General features: G+C 67.8%; 16 protein-coding genes and 3 rRNA genes. 15 read left to right on the top strand and 4 right to left on the bottom strand.

Annotated features, from left to right (window positions below; translation table 11 throughout):
* Nucleotides 1–21: 21 nt before the first annotated feature.
* Nucleotides 22–732: a DNA alkylation repair protein gene (locus ACQPZF_RS31400; protein WP_433263146.1), complete on the bottom strand. Its 711-nt coding sequence runs from the start codon at nt 730–732 to the stop codon at nt 22–24.
* Between ACQPZF_RS31400 and sthA the strand changes: the two genes are divergently transcribed.
* Nucleotides 731–2,143 carry a Si-specific NAD(P)(+) transhydrogenase gene (sthA, locus tag ACQPZF_RS31395; protein ID WP_433263144.1) on the top strand — a complete coding sequence of 471 codons (1,413 nt, stop codon included), beginning with the start codon at nt 731–733 and terminating at the stop codon, nt 2,141–2,143. The genes ACQPZF_RS31400 and sthA overlap by 2 nt on opposite strands.
* Nucleotides 2,144–2,227: 84 nt before the next feature.
* On the opposite strand, the gene ACQPZF_RS31390 is transcribed toward sthA, so the two are convergent.
* Nucleotides 2,228–2,863 carry an HAD family hydrolase gene (locus tag ACQPZF_RS31390; RefSeq protein WP_433263142.1) on the bottom strand — a complete coding sequence of 212 codons (636 nt, stop codon included), beginning with the start codon at nt 2,861–2,863 and terminating at the stop codon, nt 2,228–2,230.
* A 56-nt stretch (nt 2,864–2,919) separates the two neighbouring features.
* Between ACQPZF_RS31390 and ACQPZF_RS31385 the strand changes: the two genes are divergently transcribed.
* The 10 genes from ACQPZF_RS31385 to ACQPZF_RS31340 are packed head-to-tail and all read left to right on the top strand — an operon-like array spanning nt 2,920 to nt 12,611.
* Nucleotides 2,920–3,660 (top strand): class I SAM-dependent methyltransferase, encoded by a 741-nt coding sequence (locus tag ACQPZF_RS31385; RefSeq protein ID WP_433263140.1) that lies wholly within the window; start codon nt 2,920–2,922, stop codon nt 3,658–3,660.
* A 42-nt stretch (nt 3,661–3,702) separates the two neighbouring features.
* Complete coding sequence (gene argC / locus ACQPZF_RS31380; protein ID WP_433263138.1) at nt 3,703–4,725, top strand: N-acetyl-gamma-glutamyl-phosphate reductase; 1,023 nt, start codon at nt 3,703–3,705, stop codon at nt 4,723–4,725.
* Nucleotides 4,722–5,915, top strand: coding sequence for a bifunctional glutamate N-acetyltransferase/amino-acid acetyltransferase ArgJ (argJ, locus tag ACQPZF_RS31375; protein WP_433263137.1), 1,194 nt, complete (start codon nt 4,722–4,724; stop codon nt 5,913–5,915). The genes argC and argJ overlap by 4 nt, the downstream gene beginning before the upstream one ends.
* Nucleotides 5,912–6,808, top strand: coding sequence for an acetylglutamate kinase (gene argB / locus ACQPZF_RS31370; RefSeq protein WP_433263135.1), 897 nt, complete (start codon nt 5,912–5,914; stop codon nt 6,806–6,808). The genes argJ and argB overlap by 4 nt, the downstream gene beginning before the upstream one ends.
* Nucleotides 6,805–7,980, top strand: a complete 1,176-nt coding sequence (locus ACQPZF_RS31365) for an acetylornithine transaminase (RefSeq protein ID WP_433263133.1) — start codon at nt 6,805–6,807, stop codon at nt 7,978–7,980. Before argB ends, ACQPZF_RS31365 begins: the two co-directional genes overlap by 4 nt.
* Nucleotides 7,980–8,927, top strand: a complete 948-nt coding sequence (gene argF, locus ACQPZF_RS31360) for an ornithine carbamoyltransferase (RefSeq protein ID WP_433263131.1) — start codon at nt 7,980–7,982, stop codon at nt 8,925–8,927. Before ACQPZF_RS31365 ends, argF begins: the two co-directional genes overlap by 1 nt.
* Entirely contained in the window at nt 8,924–9,430 is a 507-nt protein-coding gene (locus ACQPZF_RS31355) for an arginine repressor (protein ID WP_433263129.1), read from the top strand. Before argF ends, ACQPZF_RS31355 begins: the two co-directional genes overlap by 4 nt.
* Nucleotides 9,423–10,619: an argininosuccinate synthase gene (locus tag ACQPZF_RS31350; protein ID WP_433263127.1), complete on the top strand. Its 1,197-nt coding sequence runs from the start codon at nt 9,423–9,425 to the stop codon at nt 10,617–10,619. Before ACQPZF_RS31355 ends, ACQPZF_RS31350 begins: the two co-directional genes overlap by 8 nt.
* A 44-nt stretch (nt 10,620–10,663) precedes the next feature.
* On the top strand, nt 10,664–12,007 hold the full coding sequence (gene argH, locus ACQPZF_RS31345; RefSeq protein WP_433274771.1) for an argininosuccinate lyase: 1,344 nt from the start codon (nt 10,664–10,666) through the stop codon (nt 12,005–12,007).
* Nucleotides 12,000–12,611 carry a DNA-3-methyladenine glycosylase gene (locus ACQPZF_RS31340; protein WP_433263125.1) on the top strand — a complete coding sequence of 204 codons (612 nt, stop codon included), beginning with the start codon at nt 12,000–12,002 and terminating at the stop codon, nt 12,609–12,611. The genes argH and ACQPZF_RS31340 overlap by 8 nt, the downstream gene beginning before the upstream one ends.
* An 87-nt stretch (nt 12,612–12,698) precedes the next feature.
* Here ACQPZF_RS31340 and ACQPZF_RS31335 read toward each other — a convergent pair whose 3' ends face one another.
* Nucleotides 12,699–13,220 carry an EF-hand domain-containing protein gene (locus tag ACQPZF_RS31335; protein ID WP_433263123.1) on the bottom strand — a complete coding sequence of 174 codons (522 nt, stop codon included), beginning with the start codon at nt 13,218–13,220 and terminating at the stop codon, nt 12,699–12,701.
* Between the two features lie 94 nt (nt 13,221–13,314).
* The gene (locus ACQPZF_RS31330) at nt 13,315–13,701 is read right to left on the bottom strand and encodes a hypothetical protein (RefSeq protein WP_433263122.1); all 387 of its coding nucleotides are present in this window, start codon (nt 13,699–13,701) and stop codon (nt 13,315–13,317) included.
* A gap of 195 nt (nt 13,702–13,896) precedes the next feature.
* Between ACQPZF_RS31330 and tyrS the strand changes: the two genes are divergently transcribed.
* From tyrS to rrf, 4 genes are all read left to right on the top strand, one after another.
* Nucleotides 13,897–15,171 (top strand): tyrosine--tRNA ligase, encoded by a 1,275-nt coding sequence (tyrS, locus tag ACQPZF_RS31325; protein ID WP_433263120.1) that lies wholly within the window; start codon nt 13,897–13,899, stop codon nt 15,169–15,171.
* Nucleotides 15,172–15,685: 514 nt separating this feature from the next.
* Nucleotides 15,686–17,201, top strand: a 16S ribosomal RNA gene (locus tag ACQPZF_RS31320).
* A 349-nt stretch (nt 17,202–17,550) separates the two neighbouring features.
* A 23S ribosomal RNA gene (locus ACQPZF_RS31315) occupies nt 17,551–20,631 on the top strand.
* 102 nt (nt 20,632–20,733) lie between these two features.
* Nucleotides 20,734–20,850: ribosomal RNA gene (rrf, locus tag ACQPZF_RS31310) — 5S ribosomal RNA — on the top strand.
* The 16S, 23S and 5S rRNA genes sit together here, the layout of an rRNA operon.
* Nucleotides 20,851–20,875: the final 25 nt, after the last annotated feature.

Genomic DNA, 20,875 nt, shown 5'->3' with positions numbered 1-20,875 from the left:
GGCCCGCGCCGCCCGCCGGGCTCAGAGGTGCTTCAACGCCTCGCTCCGCGACAGCGGGGACAGTCCGGGATGCGCGTCGACGAACGCGCGGACCCAGCCGGGGTCGACGCGGGCGTGCTGGCGCAGGGCCCAGCCGATGGCCTTGCGCAGGAAGAAGTCCGGGTCCGTGATGTTCGCCTCGACCGTGTCGGCCAGCAGGTCGAGGTCGGTCGCCGTCTTGGCGCCGAGCTGGCAGATCACCGACACCCGCCGCCGCCAGCGGTCCGGGTCGGTCGACCACGTGCGCATCACCGGCTCGACGTCCTCCGGGTACGCGCGCAGCAGCGGGCCGATGCGGCGGGACGCGATGTCGTCCACGTAGTCCCACCACGCGCCGGTGACCACCAACTCGTCGTACACCGGCAGCAGGGTGGGGTCCTGCCACTTCGGGTAGCGGCCGGTCAGGTCCAGCGCCACGTACCGCTCCTCGCGGTACTCGGCCTCGCGCCACAGGGTCAGCACGGTCGCCACCCACTCGTCCCGCGAGGTGCACGGGTGCCGGGCGAACACCGCGCGCGCCAGCTTGGCGCGTTCCGGTTTGGCCACGCCCAGGAACGGCATCTCCGACTTCATGTACCGCTGCATCTCCGGCGCCTTCGCCGGGTCGGCCGCGGCGGCCAAACCCTGCCGAACCGCTGTCACGAGTCCGTCCACGGGGACACCGTAGGCCGCTTGTGACACGCTTCGGGGCATGAGCGACTTCGACTACGACCTGGTCGTCATCGGATCCGGCCCCGGTGGGCAGAAGGCCGCCATCGCGGGCGCGAAGCTGGGCAAGCGGGTCGCGATCGTGGACAAGGCGGACATGGTCGGCGGGGTGTGCGTGAACACCGGCACGATCCCGTCGAAGACGTTGCGCGAAGCGGTCATGTTCCTCACCGGCATGAGCCAGCGCGAGCTGTACGGCGCGGACTACCGGGTCAAGAAGGACATCACCATCTCGGACCTGCTCGCCCGGACGCAGCACGTCATCGGGCGCGAGGTCCAGGTCGTCCGGGCGCAGCTACACCGCAACCAGGTCGACCTGCTCACCGGCACGGCGCGGTTCGTCGACCCGCACACCGTCGCGGTGCGGGGCGCGCACCGCGGGGAGCACCACACGGTCAGCGCGAAGAGCATCGTGATCGCGACCGGCACCCGGCCGGCGCGGCCCGCGGAGGTCGACTTCGACGAGCAGCGGGTGCTGGACTCCGACGAGGTGCTGGCGCTGGAGGAGATCCCGTCCTCGCTGGTCGTGGTCGGGGCCGGGGTGATCGGCATCGAGTACGCCTCGATGTTCGCCGCCCTCGGCAGCCGGGTGACGGTGGTGGAGCAGCGGGACCGGATGCTGGAGTTCTGCGATCCGGAGATCGTGGAGTCGCTCAAGTTCCACCTGCGGGACCTGGCGGTGACGTTCCGGTTCGGCGAGAAGGTGGTCGACGTCGCGGTGTCGGACAGCGGCACGGTGACGACGCTGGCCAGCGGCAAGCGCATCCCGGCCGCCGCCGTCATGTACTCGGCCGGACGGCAGGGCGCCACCGACGAGCTGGACCTGGCCGCCGCCGGCCTGGCCGCCGACCGGCGCGGCCGGCTGACCGTGGACGAGCACTACCGCACGTCGGTGGAGCACATCTACGCGGTGGGCGACGTGATCGGCTTCCCGGCGCTGGCGGCGACGTCCATGGACCAGGGCAGGCTGGCGGCGTATCACGCGTTCGGCGAGACGGCGAACGAGCTGGCGGCGTTGCAGCCGATCGGGATCTACACGATCCCGGAGGTGTCGTACTGCGGCGCGACCGAGGCCGAGCTGACCTCGTCGGCGGTGCCGTACGAGGTGGGCCTGGCCCGGTACCGGGAGCTGGCGCGCGGCCAGATCATCGGCGACGCCTACGGGATGCTCAAGCTCCTGGTGTCCACGGTGGACCGCAAGCTGCTGGGCGTGCACCTGTTCGGCACCGGCGCGACCGACCTGGTCCACATCGGACAGGCCGTGATGGCGTGCGGCGGCACCGTGGACTACCTCGTGGACACGGTCTTCAACTACCCGACGCTGTCCGAGGCGTACAAGGTGGCGGCCCTGGACGTGACGAACAAGATCCGCGCCCTGGACCGCTTCGGCGGTTAGACCGGCAGGCGGTCCAGGAAGTGCTGGTCCAGCGTCCAGCCGTCGGGGGACAACGAGGCCGGGTCGTGCGGTCCTCGTCCGTACCTAACGGTTAGCCGACGTCGTATCCATTAGGTTGGTGACGAGGTGGAGGCGGGTGTCGGCGACGTCCGCCAGCGGCGGCACGAGCAGGGTCGGCATGCCCACGTCCACACCGGCCCCGTCGTGGGTGGCGCGGTCACCCACCATCAGCGTCTCCTCGGGCGACGTGCCCAGTTCGGCCAGCGCGATGCGGAAGATCGTGAGGTCCGGCTTCACGACGCCGTGCTCGAAGGAGAGCACGAACGAGTCCACCGGCAGGCCGTCGAACGCCGGCCGGATGTCGAAGTGGATGTCACTCAACACCCCGATGCGAATCCCGTTGTCGCGCAACGTCGCCAGAGTTCTCGCGGCGTCCGTGGCGAACGGGTTGAACGCCGGGTCGGACTCCACCGCGTAGAGCGAGTCGGCCAGCTCGGCGTCCAGTCCGGCGTCGGCGAACATCCGGTAGCACGTCTCGCGGTGCAGCGCGGCGTCCGCGTCGACGCCGGGCACGTCCAAGCGGTTTTCGGCCAGCAGCGCCACGATGTCGCCGGCGGTGGACGTGTCGCGCCCCACTCGCTTCAGCGCCTCGGCGACCCAGCCCCGGAACGTGGGCGCGAGCACCGGCGTGCCCCGCCAGTCGAAGACCACTGCCCTCATACCGGCCAAGCTAATACCGGTCGCCGCCGGACACCCCGGTTTGCCAGGCTCGCGAGATGGTCGACCACCTCTTCGCCGACGCCCGCCTGGCCGCCCTGTACGACGACCTCTGCGCGGGCCGCGCCGACTTCGCCTACTACCTGCCGCTGGTCATGTCCGCCGACTCCGTGCTGGACGTCGGCTGCGGCACCGGCGAGCTGCTGCGCCTCGCCCGCGCCGCCGGCCACACCGGACGGCTGTGCGGTCTCGACCCGGCCGCCGGGATGTTGGCGCAGGCGCGTCGGCGCTCCGATGTCGACTGGGTGCACGGCGACCTCGCGTCGGTGTCCTGGCGCCGGGAGTTCGACTTGATCGTCATGACCGGGCACGCGTTCCAGGTGTTCGTGACCGACGACGAACTGCGCAGCGCGCTGCGCGCCATCCGCGCCGCGCTCACCGACGACGGCCGCTTCGCGTTCGAGACCCGCAACCCGGCGGCCCGCGCCTGGGAGCGGTGGACGCCCGGGAACGCCGTCGAGGTCACCGACGCCTCCGGTGCGCAGGTCCGGGTCGAGCACGACGTGAAGGAGGTCGACGGCGACCTGGTGCGGTTCACCCAGACCTACACGAGCCCCGGTTGGTCCCGTCCCGAGGTGAGTTGGAGCACCCTGCGGTTCCTGAACGGGTCCGCTCTGGCAGCGTTCCTGTCCGAAGCGCACCTGCGGGTGGCGGAGCAGTTCGGCGACTGGGATCGCAGTCCATTGGCCGAGGCCTGCCCGGAGATCATCACGACCGCCGTGCCGTCACCCATCCGATAAAGCTATTTGAGTGAGTTTGCATCAGCGTGCATACTTATCCGCATGACGGTGCGGATCGCGGTCGCGGGTGCGAGTGGCTACGCCGGTGGCGAGTTGCTGCGGCTCCTGCTGGGCCACCCGGACGTGGAGATCGGCGCGCTCACGGCGGGCGGCAACGCGGGCACGCCGCTGCTCGCCCACCAGCCGCACCTGCTGCCGCTCGCCGACCGGACCCTCGCCGAGACCACGGCCGACACCCTCGCCGGCCACGACGTCGTCTTCCTCGCCCTGCCGCACGGCCACTCCGCCGTGATCGCCGCGGAACTCGGCCCGGACACCCTCGTCATCGACTGCGGCGCGGACCACCGGCTCACCGACGCCGGGGCCTGGGACCGCTGGTACGGCGGCACGCACGCGGGCAGTTGGCCCTACGGCCTGCCGGAACTCCCCGGTCTGCGCGAGCCCCTCCGGACCGCCAAGCGGGTCGCCGTCCCCGGCTGCTACCCGACCGTGTCCTCCCTCGCGCTCGCCCCCGCCATAGGCCTGGTGGAGCCCGAGGTCACGGTGGTCGCCGTGTCCGGCGCCTCGGGCGCGGGCAGGTCGCTCAAGCCCAACCTGCTCGGCTCGGAGGTGATGGGCTCGCTCAGCGCGTACGGCGTCGGCGGCGCGCACCGGCACACCCCCGAGATCACCCAGAACCTGTCCGCGGTCGCCGGCGAGCACATCAAGGTCTCGTTCACGCCGGTCCTCGCGCCGCTGCCGCGCGGCATCCTCGCCACCTGCTCGGCCACCCTCAGGCCCGACCGGACCGCCGACGACGTCCGCGCGGTCTACGAGAAGGCGTACGCCGACGAGCCGTTCGTGCACCTGCTGCCGGAAGGCCACTGGCCGACCACGGGCGCGGTGCTGGGCTCGAACGCGGTGCAGCTCCAGGTCACCGTCGACGCCGACCTGAACCGGCTGGTGGTCGTCGCGGCGGTGGACAACCTGGCGAAGGGCACCGCGGGCGCCGCGGTGCAGTGCATGAACCTCGCACTCGGCCTGCCGGAGACCACCGGCCTGTCCACCGTTGGAGTCGCCCCGTGACCACCCCAGGAACCGCACCGTCCCGCGACCGCGGCGTCACCGGACCGAAGGGCTTCCGGGCCGCGGGCGTCGCCGCCGGCATCAAGGAGTCCGGCGCGCTGGACCTGGCGCTGGTCGTCAACGAGGGTCCGGGCCAGGCCGCCGCCGGCGTGTTCACCACCAACCAGGTGAAGGCCGCGCCCGTCCTGTGGTCGCAGCAGGTCCTCCGCGAGCGCAGGCTCAAGGCGGTCGTCCTCAACTCCGGCGGCGCGAACGCGTGCACCGGCCCCGAGGGCTTCCAGGACACCCACGCCACCGCCGAGAAGGTGGCCGAGGTGCTCCACGTCGGCGCGATCGAGATCGCCGTCTGCTCCACCGGCCTGATCGGCGAACGCCTGCCGATGGCCAGCCTCACCGCGGGCGTCGAGGTCGCGGCGAAGGAACTCGACAGCTCCGACGAGGCCGGCCTCCACGCCGCCACCGCCGTGATGACCACCGACACCCGTCCCAAGCAGTCCTGGGCGCGGCACCCGGACGGCTGGTCGGTCGGCGGGTTCGTCAAGGGCGCCGGGATGCTGGCCCCGAACATGGCCACCATGCTCAGCGTCATCACCACCGACGCGGTGGTCGACGGCGACGCGCTCGACGCGGCCCTGCGCGCCACCACCGCCAAGACCTACGACCGGCTGGACGTGGACGGCGGCACGTCCACCAACGACACCGTCCTCGTGCTGGCCTCCGGCGCGTCCGGCGTCGCGCCGAGCCCCGAGGACTTCGCGGGCGTGCTCACCGCCGTGGCCGCGGACCTGGTCAAACAGCTCCAGGGCGACGCGGAGGGCGTGACCAAGGAGATCAGCATCACGGTCAACGGCGCGCTGTCCGAAGCGGACGCGGTCACGGTCGCGAAGACCGTCGCCGAGGACAACCTGGTCAAGACCGCCCTGTTCGGCTCGGACCCCAACTGGGGCCGCGTCGCGATGGCCGTCGGCCGTGCCCAGGCCACCGTGGACCAGCACAAACTGGGCATCGCCATCAACGGCGTCACGCTGTTCGCGGACGGCCACCAGGCCGCCGACCGCGCCGAGGCCGACCTGTCCGGCCGGGACGTCGAGATAGTGATCGACCTGAACCTGGGCGACGGCGAGGCGACCGTGCTCACCACCGACCTCTCGCACGGCTACGTCGAAGAGAACAGCGCCTACAGCTCATGACCGCCCAGCAGAAGGCCGAGGTCCTGATCGAGGCGCTGCCCTGGCTGCAGCGCTTCCGGGGCGCGACCGTGGTCGTCAAGTACGGCGGCAACGCCATGGTGGACGACCGGCTGAAGCGGGCGTTCGCGCAGGACATGGTGTTCCTCAAGCTCGCCGGCCTGCACCCGGTGGTGGTGCACGGCGGCGGCCCGCAGATCGGGGCCATGCTGGCGAAGCTCGGCATCGAGAGCGAGTTCCGGGGCGGCCTGCGGGTCACCACGCCCGAGGCGATGGACGTGGTCCGCATGGTGCTGGTCGGCCAGGTCCAGCGGGAACTGGTCGGCCTGATCAACGAGCACGGCCCGTTCGCGGTCGGGCTGTCCGGCGAGGACGCGCACCTGCTCACCGCCGTCCGGCGGCCGGCCATCGTGGACGGCGAGCCGGTCGACATCGGCCTGGTCGGCGACATCGTGGGCGTGAACCCGGAGGCAGTGCTGGACATCGTGAAGGCGGGCCGCATCCCGGTCGTGTCCACGGTCGCGCCGGACGCGGACGGCGTCGTGCACAACGTCAACGCCGACACGGCCGCCGGCGCGGTCGCGGTGGCGCTCAAGGCGGAGAAGCTCGTGGTCCTCACCGACGTGGAGGGCCTGTACGCGGACTGGCCGGACAAGGGCTCGCTGCTGCACCAGGTGCACGCCGACCGGCTGGAGGAGCTGTTGCCGCGCCTGGACAGCGGCATGGTACCGAAGATGGAGGCCTGCCTGCGCGCGGTGCGCGGCGGAGTGCCCGAAGCACACGTGATCGACGGTCGGCTCGCGCACTCGGTGCTGCTGGAGGTCTTCACCTCCGAAGGTGTCGGGACGATGGTGACGACCGGTGAAGCCGGTAGTCGGATGGGGGAACAGGGATGAGCGACCAGCAGCGGTGGCAAGCCGCGATGATGGACAACTACGGCACCCCCGGCCTGACCCTGGCACGCGGCGAGGGCGCCTACGTCTGGGACACCGAGGGCAACCGCTACCTGGACCTGCTGGCCGGCATCGCGGTCAACGCGCTGGGCCACGCCCACCCGGCGGTCGTCGCGGCGGTCACCGAGCAGATCGGCAGGATCACCCACACCTCCAACCTGTACATCAACGAGCCCGCGCTCAAGCTCGCCGAACGCCTGCTGGACCTGTCCGGTGTGGACGGCGACGGCCGCGTGCTGTTCTGCAACTCCGGCGCGGAGGCCAACGAGGCCGCGTTCAAGCTCAGCCGCCGCACCGGCCGCACCAAGGTCGTCGCCACCGAGGGCGGTTTCCACGGCCGCACCATGGGCGCGCTGGCGCTGACCGGCCAGCCCGGCAAGCGCACGCCGTTCGAGCCGCTGGTGCCCGGCGTGACGCACGTCCCGTTCGGCGACGTGGCCGCGCTGGAGGCGGCGGTCGACGACGACACGGCCGCGTTCGTCGTGGAGCCCATCCAGGGCGAGCAGGGCGTCGTGGTGCCGCCGGAGGGCTACCTCCAGGCCGCCCGCGAGATCACCGCGCGGCACGGCGCGCTGCTGGTGCTGGACGAGGTGCAGACCGGCGTCGGCCGGGTCGGCACGTGGTTCGCGTTCCAGCGGTTCGGCGTGCTGCCGGACGTGATCACGCTCGCCAAGGGCCTGGGCGGCGGCCTGCCGCTGGGCGCGTGCCTCGCGTTCGGCGCGGCCAAGGACCTGTTCGAGCCCGGCCACCACGGCACCACGTTCGGCGGCAACCCGGTGTGCTGCGCGGCGGCGCTGGCCGTGCTGGACACCATCGCCGCGGACGGCCTGCTGGAGCACACCGCCGCGGTGGGCAAGGAGATCGCGGCCGGGGTCGAGGCGCTGGGCCACCCGCTCATCTCCGGTGTGCGGGGCGCCGGCCTGCTGCTCGGGATCACGCTGCGCGAGGCGGTCTCGGCGAAGGCCGCGGCAGCCGCGCAGCAGGCCGGCTATCTGATCAACCCCATCCAGCCCGACGTGCTGCGGCTGGCCCCGCCGCTGGTGCTGGCCGAGGCCGACGCCCAGCGCCTGGTGGCCGACCTGCCGTCGTTCCTCCCGCCCGCCGAGGAGTCCTGATGGTCCGGCACTTCCTGCGCGACGACGACCTGAGCCCGGCCGAGCAGGCCGCCGTGCTCGACCTGGCGGACACCTTCAAGGCCGACCGGCTGAGCGCGAAGCCGTTGGCGGGCCCCAAGTCCGTCGCGGTGATCTTCGAGAAGAACTCGACCCGCACCCGGCTGTCGTTCGAGGTCGGCATCGCGCAGCTCGGCGGCAACCCGGTGATCATCGACGGCCGCTCGATGCAGCTCGGCCGCGAGGAGACCATCGAGGACACCGCCCGCATCCTCTCCGGGTACGTGGACGCGGTGGTCTGGCGGACCTTCGCGCAGAAGCGCATCGAGGCCATGGCCTCGGTGTCCCGCGTCCCGGTGATCAACGCGCTGACCGACGAGTTCCACCCGTGCCAGGTGCTGGCGGACCTGCAGACCATCCGCCGCGTCCACGGCAGGCTCGCCGGCCTGACCGTGACCTACCTCGGCGACGGCGCGAACAACATGGCCAACTCGCTGCTGCTCGGCGGCGCGACCGCCGGCATGCACGTCCGGATCGCCGCGCCCGCGCACTTCCGGCCCGCCCAGTGGGTGCTGGACGACGCCCGCAAGCGCGCCGTCGAGACCGGCGGCTCCGTCGACGTCGTCACCGACCCGCGCCAGGCCGTCGACGGGTCGGACGTGCTGGTCACCGACACCTGGACGTCCATGGGCCAGGAGAACGACGGCCGCGACCGCGTCGGCCCGTTCCGGCCCTACCAGGTCAACGCCGGGCTGGTCGCCGCGACCGGCGTCAAGACCACCGTGCTGCACTGCCTGCCCGCGCACCGGGGCTGGGAGATCACCGACGAGGTGCTCGACGGCCCGGACAGCGCCGTGTGGGACGAGGCGGAGAACCGCCTGCACGCCCAGAAGGCGCTCCTCGTCTGGCTGCTGGAGAACTCGCGCACCCCTCGCGGGGCCGCCCCGTGACCCGCACCGCGCGGCAGGCCCGCATCGTCGAACTGGTCAGCCAGCGCGCCATCCGCAGCCAGTCGGAACTCGCGAAGACGCTGGCCGTCGAGGGCATCGAGGTCACCCAGGCCACCCTGTCCCGCGACCTGGACGAACTCGGCGCGGTGAAGCTGCGCGGAGCCGACGGCGGCGCGCCGGTCTACGTCATCCCCGAGGACGGCAGCCCCGTGCGCGGCGTGCAGGGCGGCACGTCCCGGCTGGTCCGCGTCCTCGGCGAACTGCTCGTCTCGGTCGACTCGTCGGGCAACCTGGCCGTCCTGCGCACCCCGCCCGGCGCGGCGCAGTTCCTGGCCAGCGCCCTGGACCGGGCCGCGCTCAACGACATCGTCGGCACCATCGCCGGCGACGACACCATCCTCGCCGTGGCGAGGGAACCGCTCACCGGAGCGGATCTGGCGGCGCGCGTGAGCGCGCTCGCCGCAGGTCAGGACCAAGCACAGCAAGGAGAAAGTCATGAGTGAGCGGGTAGTTCTCGCGTACTCCGGTGGGCTGGACACGTCGGTGGCCATCGGCTGGATCGCCGAGGAGACCGGCGCGGAGGTCGTGGCCGTGGCCGTCGACCTCGGGCAGGGCGGCGAGGACCTGGACACCATCCGCAAGCGGGCGCTCGACTGCGGCGCGGTCGAAGCCGTCGTCGCCGACGCGCGCGACGAGTTCGCCGACCAGTACTGCCTGCCGGCGCTCCAGGCCAACGCCCTCTACATGGAGCGCTACCCGCTGGTGTCCGCGCTGTCCCGGCCGGTGATCGTCAAGCACCTGGCCGAGGCCGCCAAGTACCACGGCGCGACGACCGTCGCCCACGGCTGCACCGGCAAGGGCAACGACCAGGTCCGCTTCGAGGTCGGCATCGGCGCGCTCGCGCCCGACCTGAAGGTGATCGCACCGGTCCGCGACTACGCGTGGACCCGCGAGAAGGCCATCGCGTGGGCCGAGGACCGGCACCTGCCGATCGACGTGAGCAAGAAGTCGCCGTACTCGGTGGACCAGAACGTGTGGGGCCGCGCGGTGGAGACCGGGTTCCTGGAGGACATCTGGAACGCGCCCATCGAGGACGTCTACTCCTACACCCAGAACCCGGCCGAACCACGTGACGCGGACGAGCTGGTCATCACCTTCGACAAGGGCGTGCCGGTCGCCATCGACGGCGAGACGGTGACCGTGCTCCAGGCCATCCAGGAGCTGAACCGCCGGGCGGGCGCGCAGGGCGTGGGCCGGCTGGACATCGTCGAGGACCGGCTGGTCGGCATCAAGTCCCGCGAGATCTACGAGGCGCCGGGCGCGATCGCGCTGATCACCGCGCACCAGGAGCTGGAGAACGTCACCCTGGAACGCGACCTGGCCCGGTTCAAGCGGCAGGTCGAGCAGCGCTGGGGCGAGCTGGTGTACGACGGCCTGTGGTTCTCGCCGCTGAAGTACGCCCTGGACAGCTTCATCGAGAACACCCAGCAGCACGTGACCGGCGAGATCCGGCTCGTCCTGCACGGCGGTCGGGCGGTCGTCACGGGCCGGCGCAGCGACGAGTCGCTCTACGACTTCAACCTCGCCACCTACGACGAGGGCGACACGTTCGACCAGACGCTGGCCAAGGGCTTCGTGCAGTTGTGGGGCCTGCCGAGCAAGATCGCGGCGAAGCGGGACCTGGGCAGGTGAGTGCACTCTGGGGCGGGCGGTTCGCCAGCGGTCCGGCGGACGCGATGGCACTGCTGTCGGCGTCCACGCACTTCGACTGGCGACTCGCCCCCTACGACATCAGGGGCTCCCGCGCACACGCCCGCGTGCTGCACCGCGCGGGCCTGCTCACGCAGGACGAACTGGACCGGATGCTCACGGCGCTGGACGCCCTGGAGGCCGACGTGGCCTCCGGGGCGTTCACCCCCACCCTCGCCGACGAGGACGTCCACACCGCCCTGGAACGCGGCCTCATCGAACGCGCCGGCCCCGAACTGGGCGGCAAGCTGCGCGCCGGCCGGTCCCGCAACGACCAGGTCGCCACCCTGTTCCGGATGTGGCTGCGCGACGCCGCCCACCGCGTGTCCGAAGGCGTGCTGGACGTCGTGGACGCCCTCGCCGGCCAGGCCGAAGCACACCCCACGGCCGTCATGCCCGGCCGCACGCACCTCCAGTCCGCGCAGCCCGTGCTGCTCGGACACCACCTCCTGGCACACGGCCAGGCGCTGCTGCGGGACATCGCGCGCCTGCGTGACTGGGACAAGCGGGCCGCCGTCTCCCCGTACGGCTCGGGCGCCCTGGCGGGCTCGTCACTCGGGCTGGACCCGGCGGCGGTGGCCGTGGAACTCGGCTTCGACGCCCCGGTGGAGAACTCCATCGACGGCACGGCCTCGCGTGACTTCGCGGCGGAGATCGCGTTCGTGCTGGCGATGATCGGCGTCAACCTGTCCCGGATCGCCGAAGAAGTGATCCTCTGGACCACCGCCGAGTTCCACTTCGCCGTGCTGGACGACGCGTGGGCCACCGGCAGCTCGATCATGCCGCAGAAGAAGAACCCGGACGTCGCCGAACTGACCCGCGGCAAGTCCGGCCGGCTGATCGGCAACCTGACCGGCCTGCTGGCCACGCTCAAGGCCCAGCCGCTGGCGTACAACCGGGACCTCCAGGAGGACAAGGAGCCGCTGTTCGACTCCGTGGAACAACTGGAACTGCTGCTGCCCGCCCTGGCCGGGATGATCGCCACCATGCGCTTCGACACCGCCCGCATGGCCGAGGTCGCGCCGGCGGGTTTCACGCTGGCCACCGACATCGCGGAGTGGCTGGTCCGCCAGGGCGTGCCGTTCCGCGTGGCGCACGAGGCGGCGGGCGAGTGCGTGCGGGTGGCCGAAGCACGGGGCGCCGGCCTGGACGAGCTGACCGACGAGGAGTTCGCCACCATCTCACCGCACCTCACCCCCGAGGTGCGTAGCGTGTTGACCGTGGAAGGATCGATCGCGTCCCGCGACGCACACGGCGGCACCGCACCCGACCGGGTGGCCGAGCAGCTCAAGCGCTTGCGCGACAAGGCCCGCCTGGCCCGTCGTGCGTAGGCAGCTCACCGAGCAGGAGCTGGCGGTCGACCCCGTGGACGCCGCCCGGCTCCTGCTCGGCTCGACCATCGAGAGCACCACACCGGACGGCGTGGTGGGCGTGCGGATCGTGGAGGTGGAGGCGTACCGGGGCGGCGACGACCCGGCGTCCCACTGCTACCGGGGCCGCACACCGCGCAACGACGTGATGTTCGGCCCGGCGGGCAGGCTGTACGTGTACTTCGTGTACGGCATGCACTTCTGCGCCAACGTGGTGTCGCTGACCGACGGCGTGCCCGGCGCGGTGCTGCTCCGCGCCGGCGAGGTGTTGACCGGCGAAGACCTGGCCCAGATGCGCCGCCCGTCCGCCCGCAGCCGGGCGGAACTGGCCAAGGGCCCGGCCCGCCTCACCGGCGTCCTGGGCCTGGACCGGGCGCACAACGGCATCGACCTCACCGCCGAGCACGCCGAAGTGCGCCTGCTGGCCGGCGACCCGGCAACCGACATCCGCACCGGCCCCCGCGTAGGCGTGGCAGTAGCGGTGGACGTGCCGTGGCGCTTCTGGATCGACTCACCGGCCGTCAGCACCTACCGCCGAGGAACCCGCCGCACCCGCGCAAGCTGACAAGCCCCGGAGCCGCCAGGGCCTGCCGGAACGCAACACGCGCCACGCCACGCGAACTCGCGGAGCCAGGCCGCGTGACGTCCCCGCTCAAACCTCACCGAACACGTAGCTGCCAGGCGCCTCCGCGTCATCCCCGGCCCAGAACTCGACCCAGTGCCGGGCGAACTCCCCCTTGGAGATGTGCCCGTCCCCATTGAGGTCCAACCGGGCGAAGGCGGCATCCGTGGACGTCTCCACCCCGGTCCAGGCACGGATCATCCAGCTATACTCCTCCGCGGAGATCTCGCCGTCGCCATCCTCGTCCACCGCCTCGAACATGGACTCCGCCGTAGCCACCACCAGGTCCAGCATGGTGCCGAGGTTGTCCACCACCGACAGCAGCTCCTCGAACGTGACCTTGTGGTCCTCGTCTCCGTCCGAAGCCGCTCGCAGCGTCTCCCACCACCCCATCATCAGCGAGCGCAGCCGCTCTTCACCGCTGTCGCCCCGGATCGCCACCCACCGGTCGGTGAGGGCCTCGAAGTCCGCCCGCTCCAGGTACCCGTCGTCGTTGGCGTCCATCGCGGTGAAGACGATGGCGCTCTTCCGCTTCTGCAAGTCGCTGGCCACCAGGCAAACCTGGCGGCCGAACGCCCGCACGACAATTGGCCACCGGGGCGAATTTTGCTCACCCGAGTGAATCTCCCGGTGACCCTCGGTAGCGCTACCGCACGGTCCGGCGGTACCAGAGCCGCCGTTCGCCGGCCGGCAGCGCGACCCGCGTGATCACGTTCGTCAGCACCGCGCCCAGCACCAGCCACAACACCGCCGCGAGCCCGTCGTTCAGCAACGTCCGCAGCCCGTCGTTCGCCGGCGTGAACAGGTCTCGCAACCCCAGCGACACCCCGGCCGACCACGACGTGATCAACTGCGCGAACCCGTTCGCCGGGTTGGCCCCCGCGATCACCAGGAAGATGTGCACGGCCAACACGATGGCGAACAACCAGCAGATCAGGTCGATCACCGCACACACCACGCGCACCGCGCGGACACGACCGTCCCCGCGCTCCACGACCTCCTCACGCACCGGCTCGCGAACAGGCTCACGCACCGGTTCCCGCAGCGGCTCGCGCGTCGGGGGTAACGCCTCGGTAGGCCGGTCAGCGGGACGTCGATCTCGATCGGGGTACGTCATCGGCCGAGTCCTCTCAAGCTAGGTAGCCCCCCGTCACCGGAGCACGCCCCGGCTACCCCTCGACCACACCAGCTCAAACCGCTTTGACCAGGTAGGGGAGAATGGCTCCCCGTGAGTGAGCACATCCTCGACGAGCTGTCCTGGCGCGGCCTGATCGCGCAGTCCACCGACCTCGACGCCCTGCGGAAGGATCTCGACGCGGGCCCGCTCACCCTCTATGCCGGGTTCGACCCGACCGCGCCCAGCCTGCACGCCGGCAACCTCGTCCCGCTGCTCATGCTGCGCCGCTTCCAGCGCGCCGGGCACCGGCCGATCGTCCTCGCGGGCGGCGCGACCGGCATGATCGGCGACCCGCGCGACACCGCCGAGCGCTCGCTGAACTCGCTGGACACCGTCGCCGAGTGGGCCGGCCGCATCCGCGGTCAGCTAGAGCGCTTCGTGGAGTTCGACGACAGCCCCACCGGGGCGATCGTGGTCAACAACCTGGACTGGACGGGCAACGTGTCCGTGCTGGAGTTCCTCCGGGACGTCGGCAAGCACTTCTCCGTGAACGTGATGCTCGCGCGCGAGACCGTGAAGCGGCGCCTCGAAGGCGACGGCATGTCGTACACGGAGTTCAGCTACCTGCTGCTCCAGTCGCACGACTACCTCCAGCTCAACCGGAAGTACGGCACGCGGCTCCAGGTGGGCGGCTCCGACCAGTGGGGCAACATCATCGGCGGCGTCGACCTGGTCCGCAAGGTCGACGGGAAGCCCGTGCACGCCCTGACCGCGCCGCTGGTCACCGACGCCGAGGGGCGCAAGTTCGGCAAGTCCACCGGCGGCGGCAACGTGTGGCTCGACCCGCTGATGACCTCGCCGTACGCCTGGTACCAGTACTTCGTGAACGTGGGCGACGCCGACGTGCTCCGGTACCTGCGGCTGTTCACGTTCCTGTCGCAAGAGGAGATCGCCGAGCTGGAACGGCAGACGGCGGAGGCGCCGCACCTGCGGTCCGCGCAGAAGAAGCTGGCCCAGGAGTTCACCGACCTCGTACACGGCGAGCGCGAGACCCGGCAGGTGATGGCGGCGAGCCAGGCGCTGTTCGGCCGGGGCGAGCTGCGCGAGCTGGACCTGTCGACGCTGGAGGCCGCGATGGCCGAAGCGCCGACCGGCGAGGCGCGGCTGGCGGACGCGCCGACCATCGTCGACCTGCTGGTGACCTCCGGGCTGGCGGACAGCAAGGGCGCCGCGCGGCGCACCGTGAAGGAGGGCGGCGCGTACGTGAACAACCAGAAGGTCTCCGACGAGGAGTGGGTGCCCGCCAAGGAGGACCTGCTGCACGGGTCTTGGCTGGTGGTGCGCCGCGGCAAGCGGAACACGGCCGGCGTGCGGATCCACCTGTGATCGCGGTCACACTGTTGTCCGCAGACCGGGTCGGATAGCGTGGTGGCGAGTGCTGCACGGGCTGCTGACCTGCGGTTTCAGCCCGTGTGGCCATGCCGCGCCCCCGATTTGACCTCCGCGTCGGCTGCGTGTAACTTTCTCTCTGTCAGCGCGGAACGGGCCGGTGAAGCCGGAACGGAGCGCGGCAGGTCACGAACCAAGCTCCCACGCAGTGTGGTAGAGTGGGTGACCGCGAAACGGGAAGACCCAGTCGAGGCTGCTAGGTAGCCGTTGCGACCAGGGCGTCAAGTTTCACTACAAGCTTTCTGGATGCACAAGCCTCTGATCAAGCCGTGCGAACGGTGCGTGACGATGAGCGCGTGTTCTTTGAGAACTCAACAGCGTGCCGAATAGCCAGTAAATTTATGAACCTCGTCAAGAGGTTTCCTTTGAGATTGACTGGACAACTGGCAATATGCATGGACCTTATTCCGGTTCGTGTTGTCAGTGTTGTCCGAGCGATCAAACATATTCCTTATTGGAGAGTTTGATCCTGGCTCAGGACGAACGCTGGCGGCGTGCTTAACACATGCAAGTCGAGCGGTAAGGCCCTTCGGGGTACACGAGCGGCGAACGGGTGAGTAACACGTGGGTAACCTGCCCTGTACTCTGGGATAAGCCTGGGAAACTAGGTCTAATACCGGATACGACCTGTCACCGCATGGTGGTGGGTGGAAAGTTCCGGCGGTATGGGATGGACCCGCGGCCTATCAGCTTGTTGGTGGGGTGATGGCCTACCAAGGCGACGACGGGTAGCCGGCCTGAGAGGGTGACCGGCCACACTGGGACTGAGACACGGCCCAGACTCCTACGGGAGGCAGCAGTGGGGAATATTGCACAATGGGCGGAAGCCTGATGCAGCGACGCCGCGTGGGGGATGACGGCCTTCGGGTTGTAAACCTCTTTCAGTAGGGACGAAGCGTGAGTGACGGTACCTACAGAAGAAGCACCGGCTAACTACGTGCCAGCAGCCGCGGTAATACGTAGGGTGCGAGCGTTGTCCGGAATTATTGGGCGTAAAGAGCTCGTAGGCGGTTTGTTGCGTCGGCCGTGAAAACTTCACGCTTAACGTGGAGCCTGCGGTCGATACGGGCAGACTTGAGTTCGGCAGGGGAGACTGGAATTCCTGGTGTAGCGGTGAAATGCGCAGATATCAGGAGGAACACCGGTGGCGAAGGCGGGTCTCTGGGCCGATACTGACGCTGAGGAGCGAAAGCGTGGGGAGCGAACAGGATTAGATACCCTGGTAGTCCACGCCGTAAACGGTGGGTGCTAGGTGTGGGGGGCTTCCACGTCCTCCGTGCCGCAGCTAACGCATTAAGCACCCCGCCTGGGGAGTACGGCCGCAAGGCTAAAACTCAAAGGAATTGACGGGGGCCCGCACAAGCGGCGGAGCATGTGGATTAATTCGATGCAACGCGAAGAACCTTACCTGGGCTTGACATGCACCGGAAACCCATAGAGATATGGGCCTCTTCGGACTGGTGTACAGGTGGTGCATGGCTGTCGTCAGCTCGTGTCGTGAGATGTTGGGTTAAGTCCCGCAACGAGCGCAACCCTCGTTCCATGTTGCCAGCACGTTATGGTGGGGACTCATGGGAGACTGCCGGGGTCAACTCGGAGGAAGGTGGGGATGACGTCAAGTCATCATGCCCCTTATGTCCAGGGCTTCACACATGCTACAATGGCCGGTACAGAGGGCTGCTAAGCCGTGAGGTGGAGCGAATCCCACAAAGCCGGTCTCAGTTCGGATCGGGGTCTGCAACTCGACCCCGTGAAGTCGGAGTCGCTAGTAATCGCAGATCAGCAACGCTGCGGTGAATACGTTCCCGGGCCTTGTACACACCGCCCGTCACGTCACGAAAGTCGGTAACACCCGAAGCCCGTGGCCCAACCCGTAAGGGGGGGAGCGGTCGAAGGTGGGACTGGCGATTGGGACGAAGTCGTAACAAGGTAGCCGTACCGGAAGGTGCGGCTGGATCACCTCCTTTCTAAGGAGCATCTCTCATCGTGGTCTTCGGATTGCGGTGGAGGGCCACGCGGTCGGCGAATGATCGACCGGTGGTTGCTCAATGATGTGGATGCTGGCTAATGCATTCGGTCTTGTTGCCATACGAGTTAGTACTGCTCCTTCGGGGGTGTGGAAGGGTCGTGTGGGGGCTTGGTCCGGTGTTCGGTACGCTGTTGGGTCCTGAGGGAACACGTGAGTGTCCTTTCAGCGAGGAAACGACAGGCTGTCCCGGTCGTCGTACCGCTTCACTTCGGTGGGGTAGGCGTTGGCAGGGTGGGATGGTGTCTGGTTGTTCTTTGAGAACTGCACAGTGGATGCGAGCATCTTTGTGGCAAGTTATTAAGGGCACACGGTGGATGCCTTGGCACCAGGAGCCGATGAAGGACGTAGGAGACTGCGATAAGCCTTGGGGAGTTGTCAACCGAGCTGAGATCCAAGGATTTCCGAATGGGGAAACCCGGCCCCAGTCATGTGGGGTCACCCACGCCTGAACACATAGGGTGTGTGGAGGGAACGCGGGGAAGTGAAACATCTCAGTACCCGCAGGAAGAGAAAACAACCGTGATTCCGTGAGTAGTGGCGAGCGAAAGCGGAAGAGGCTAAACCGTATTCGTGTGATACCCGGCAGGGGTTGCGTGTGCGGGGTCGTGGGACCTGTCTGATCGTTCTGCCGGACGGTCGAGGAGTTATAAAGCACTGTGGTTAGCGGAACGTGTCTGGAAAGCGCGGCCGTAGAGGGTGAGAGTCCCGTACGTGAAAACCCGGTGTCTCCTGACGGTGTTCCCAAGTAGCAGCGTACTCGTGAAATTCGCTGTGAATCTGGCGGGACCACCCGCTAAGCCTGAATACTCCCTGGTGACCGATAGCGGACTAGTACCGTGAGGGAAAGGTGAAAAGTACCCCGGGAGGGGAGTGAAATAGTACCTGAAACCGTGTGCCTACAATCCGTCGGAGCCTTTCGGGGTGACGGCGTGCCTTTTGAAGAATGAGCCTGCGAGTTAGTGCTGCGTGGCGAGGTTAACCCGTGTGGGGTAGCCGTAGCGAAAGCGAGTCCGAATAGGGCGTTCATAGTCGCGTGGTCTAGACCCGAAGCGGAGTGATCTAGCCATGGCCAGGGTGAAGCGTGGGTAAGACTGCGTGGAGGCCCGAACCCACCAGGGTTGAAAACCTGGGGGATGAGCTGTGGTTAGGGGTGAAAGGCCAATCAAACTCCGTGATAGCTGGTTCTCCCCGAAATGCATTTAGGTGCAGCGTCGTGTGTTTCGTGCCGGAGGTAGAGCACTGGATGGTCTAGGGGGCCCACAAGCTTACCGAAATCAACCAAACTCCGAATGCCGGTACGTGAGAGCGCGGCAGTGAGACTGCGGGGGATAAGCTTCGTAGTCGAGAGGGAAACAGCCCAGAACGCCGGCTAAGGCCCCTAAGTGTGTGCTAAGTGGGAAAGGATGTGGGGTCGCCCAGACAACCAGGAGGTTGGCTTAGAAGCAGCCACCCTTTAAAGAGTGCGTAATAGCTCACTGGTCAAGTGGTCCTGCGCCGACAATGTAGCGGGGCTCAAGCACACCGCCGAAGCCGTGTCATTCCGATTATGTCGGGATGGGTAGGGGAGCGTCGTTCAGCCATGGAAGCGCCGGAGTGATCCAGGTGTGGAGGCTGGACGAGTGAGAATGCAGGCATGAGTAGCGAAAGCAGAGTGAGAAACTCTGCCGCCGGATGACCAAGGGTTCCTGGGCCAGGCTAATCCGCCCAGGGTAAGTCGGGACCTAAGGCGAGGCCGACAGGCGTAGTCGATGGACAACGGGTTGATATTCCCGTACCCGTGTGAACGCGCCCATGGCGAACCTTGTGATACTAACCGCCCGAAGCGCCATGGAAGTCTTCGGACGACTGTGGTTGTGGAGCGCGGGACCTGAACTTGTAGTAGTCAAGCGATGGGGTGACGCAGGAGGGTAGCTCCGCCAGTGAGTGGTAGTACTGGTGTAAGCGTGTAGGCCGCAGCATAGGCAAATCCGTGTTGCATGAAGGCTGAGACGTGATGCATAGCCGATTGAGGCGAAGTAGGGTGATCCCATGCTGTCGAGAAAAGCCTCTAGTGAGTGTTCATGCGGCCCGTACCCCAAACCGACACAGGTGGTCAGGTAGAGAATACCGAGGCGATCGGGCGAACTGTGGTTAAGGAACTCGGCAAAATGCCCCCGTAACTTCGGGAGAAGGGGGGCCGAGGGATTTGAAGCCCCATGCGGGCTAGGATTTTTCGGCCGCAGAGACCAGCGAGAAGCGACTGTTTACTAAAAACACAGGTCCGTGCGAAGTCGCAAGACGATGTATACGGACTGACGCCTGCCCGGTGCTGGAACGTTAAGGGGACCGGTTAGTCCTTCGGGGCGAGGCTGAGAACTTAAGCGCCAGTAAACGGCGGTGGTAACTATAACCATCCTAAGGTAGCGAAATTCCTTGTCGGGTAAGTTCCGACCTGCACGAATGGCGTAACGACTTCTCGACTGTCTCAACCACAGGCCCGGCGAAATTGCATTACGAGTAAAGATGCTCGTTACGCGCGGCAGGACGGAAAGACCCCGGGACCTTTACTATAGCTTGGTATTGGTGTTCGGTTCGGCTTGTGTAGGATAGGTGGGAGACTGTGAAGCGGCCACGCCAGTGGTTGTGGAGTCGTCGTTGAAATACCACTCTGGTCGTACTGGATGTCTAACCTCGGTCCGTGATCCGGATCAGGGACAGTGCCTGGTGGGTAGTTTAACTGGGGCGGTTGCCTCCCAAAGGGTAACGGAGGCGCTCAAAGGTTCCCTCAGCCTGGTTGGCAATCAGGTGTCGAGTGCAAGTGCACAAGGGGGCTTGACTGTGAGACCGACGGGTCGAGCAGGGACGAAAGTCGGAACTAGTGATCCGGCCATGGCTTGTGGAAGCGTGGTCGCTCAACGGATAAAAGGTACCCCGGGGATAACAGGCTGATCTTGCCCAAGAGTCCATATCGACGGCATGGTTTGGCACCTCGATGTCGGCTCGTCGCATCCTGGGGCTGGAGTAGGTCCCAAGGGTTGGGCTGTTCGCCCATTAAAGCGGTACGCGAGCTGGGTTTAGAACGTCGTGAGACAGTTCGGTCCCTATCCGCCGCGCGCGTAGGATACTTGCGGAAGGCTGTCCCTAGTACGAGAGGACCGGGACGGACGGACCTCTGGTGTGCCAGTTGTCCTGCCAAGGGCATTGCTGGTTGGCTACGTTCGGAAGGGATAACCGCTGAAAGCATCTAAGCGGGAAGCCTGTTCCTAGATGAGGTATCCCACCCATTCGTGGGGTAAGGCCCCCAAGAGACTATTGGGTTGATAGGCCGGAGATGGAAGGTCGGTAACGGCTGGAGTTGACCGGTACTAATAGGCCGAGGACTTGTCACGAAAATGCTACGCATCCACTGTGCGGTTCTGAAAGAACCAACCGGGCACACCAGGCGACCTTTCGGGGGCGCGGGGTGTCTGTGGTTGGTAATTTCATAGTGTTTCGGTGGTCATGGCGGAGGGGGAACACCCGGTCCCATTCCGAACCCGGTAGTTAAGCCTTCCAGCGCCGATGGTACTGCACTCGTGAGGGTGTGGGAGAGTAGGACGCCGCCGAACATTCTTTCCCTGAAAGGGCTTGTGG

Source organism: Actinosynnema sp. CS-041913, assembly GCF_050942485.1.
GTDB lineage: Bacteria > Actinomycetota > Actinomycetes > Mycobacteriales > Pseudonocardiaceae > Actinosynnema.
This window is presented reverse-complemented; position numbering and strand designations above follow the sequence as displayed.

Excerpts from the sequence above, each read along its gene's own strand:
- sthA (WP_433263144.1), top strand. The coding sequence starts at position 731 with ATGAGCGACTTCGACTACGACCTGGTCGTCATCGGATCCGGCCCCGGT.
- argF (WP_433263131.1), top strand. The coding sequence starts at position 7,980 with ATGGTCCGGCACTTCCTGCGCGACGACGACCTGAGCCCGGCCGAGCAG.
- ACQPZF_RS31400 (WP_433263146.1), bottom strand. The coding sequence starts at position 732 with ATGCCCCGAAGCGTGTCACAAGCGGCCTACGGTGTCCCCGTGGACGGA.
- argC (WP_433263138.1), top strand. The coding sequence starts at position 3,703 with ATGACGGTGCGGATCGCGGTCGCGGGTGCGAGTGGCTACGCCGGTGGC.
- ACQPZF_RS31350 (WP_433263127.1), top strand. The coding sequence starts at position 9,423 with ATGAGTGAGCGGGTAGTTCTCGCGTACTCCGGTGGGCTGGACACGTCG.
- argB (WP_433263135.1), top strand. The coding sequence starts at position 5,912 with ATGACCGCCCAGCAGAAGGCCGAGGTCCTGATCGAGGCGCTGCCCTGG.
- ACQPZF_RS31390 (WP_433263142.1), bottom strand. The coding sequence starts at position 2,863 with ATGAGGGCAGTGGTCTTCGACTGGCGGGGCACGCCGGTGCTCGCGCCC.
- argH (WP_433274771.1), top strand. The coding sequence starts at position 10,664 with ATGGCACTGCTGTCGGCGTCCACGCACTTCGACTGGCGACTCGCCCCC.
- ACQPZF_RS31385 (WP_433263140.1), top strand. The coding sequence starts at position 2,920 with ATGGTCGACCACCTCTTCGCCGACGCCCGCCTGGCCGCCCTGTACGAC.
- ACQPZF_RS31365 (WP_433263133.1), top strand. The coding sequence starts at position 6,805 with ATGAGCGACCAGCAGCGGTGGCAAGCCGCGATGATGGACAACTACGGC.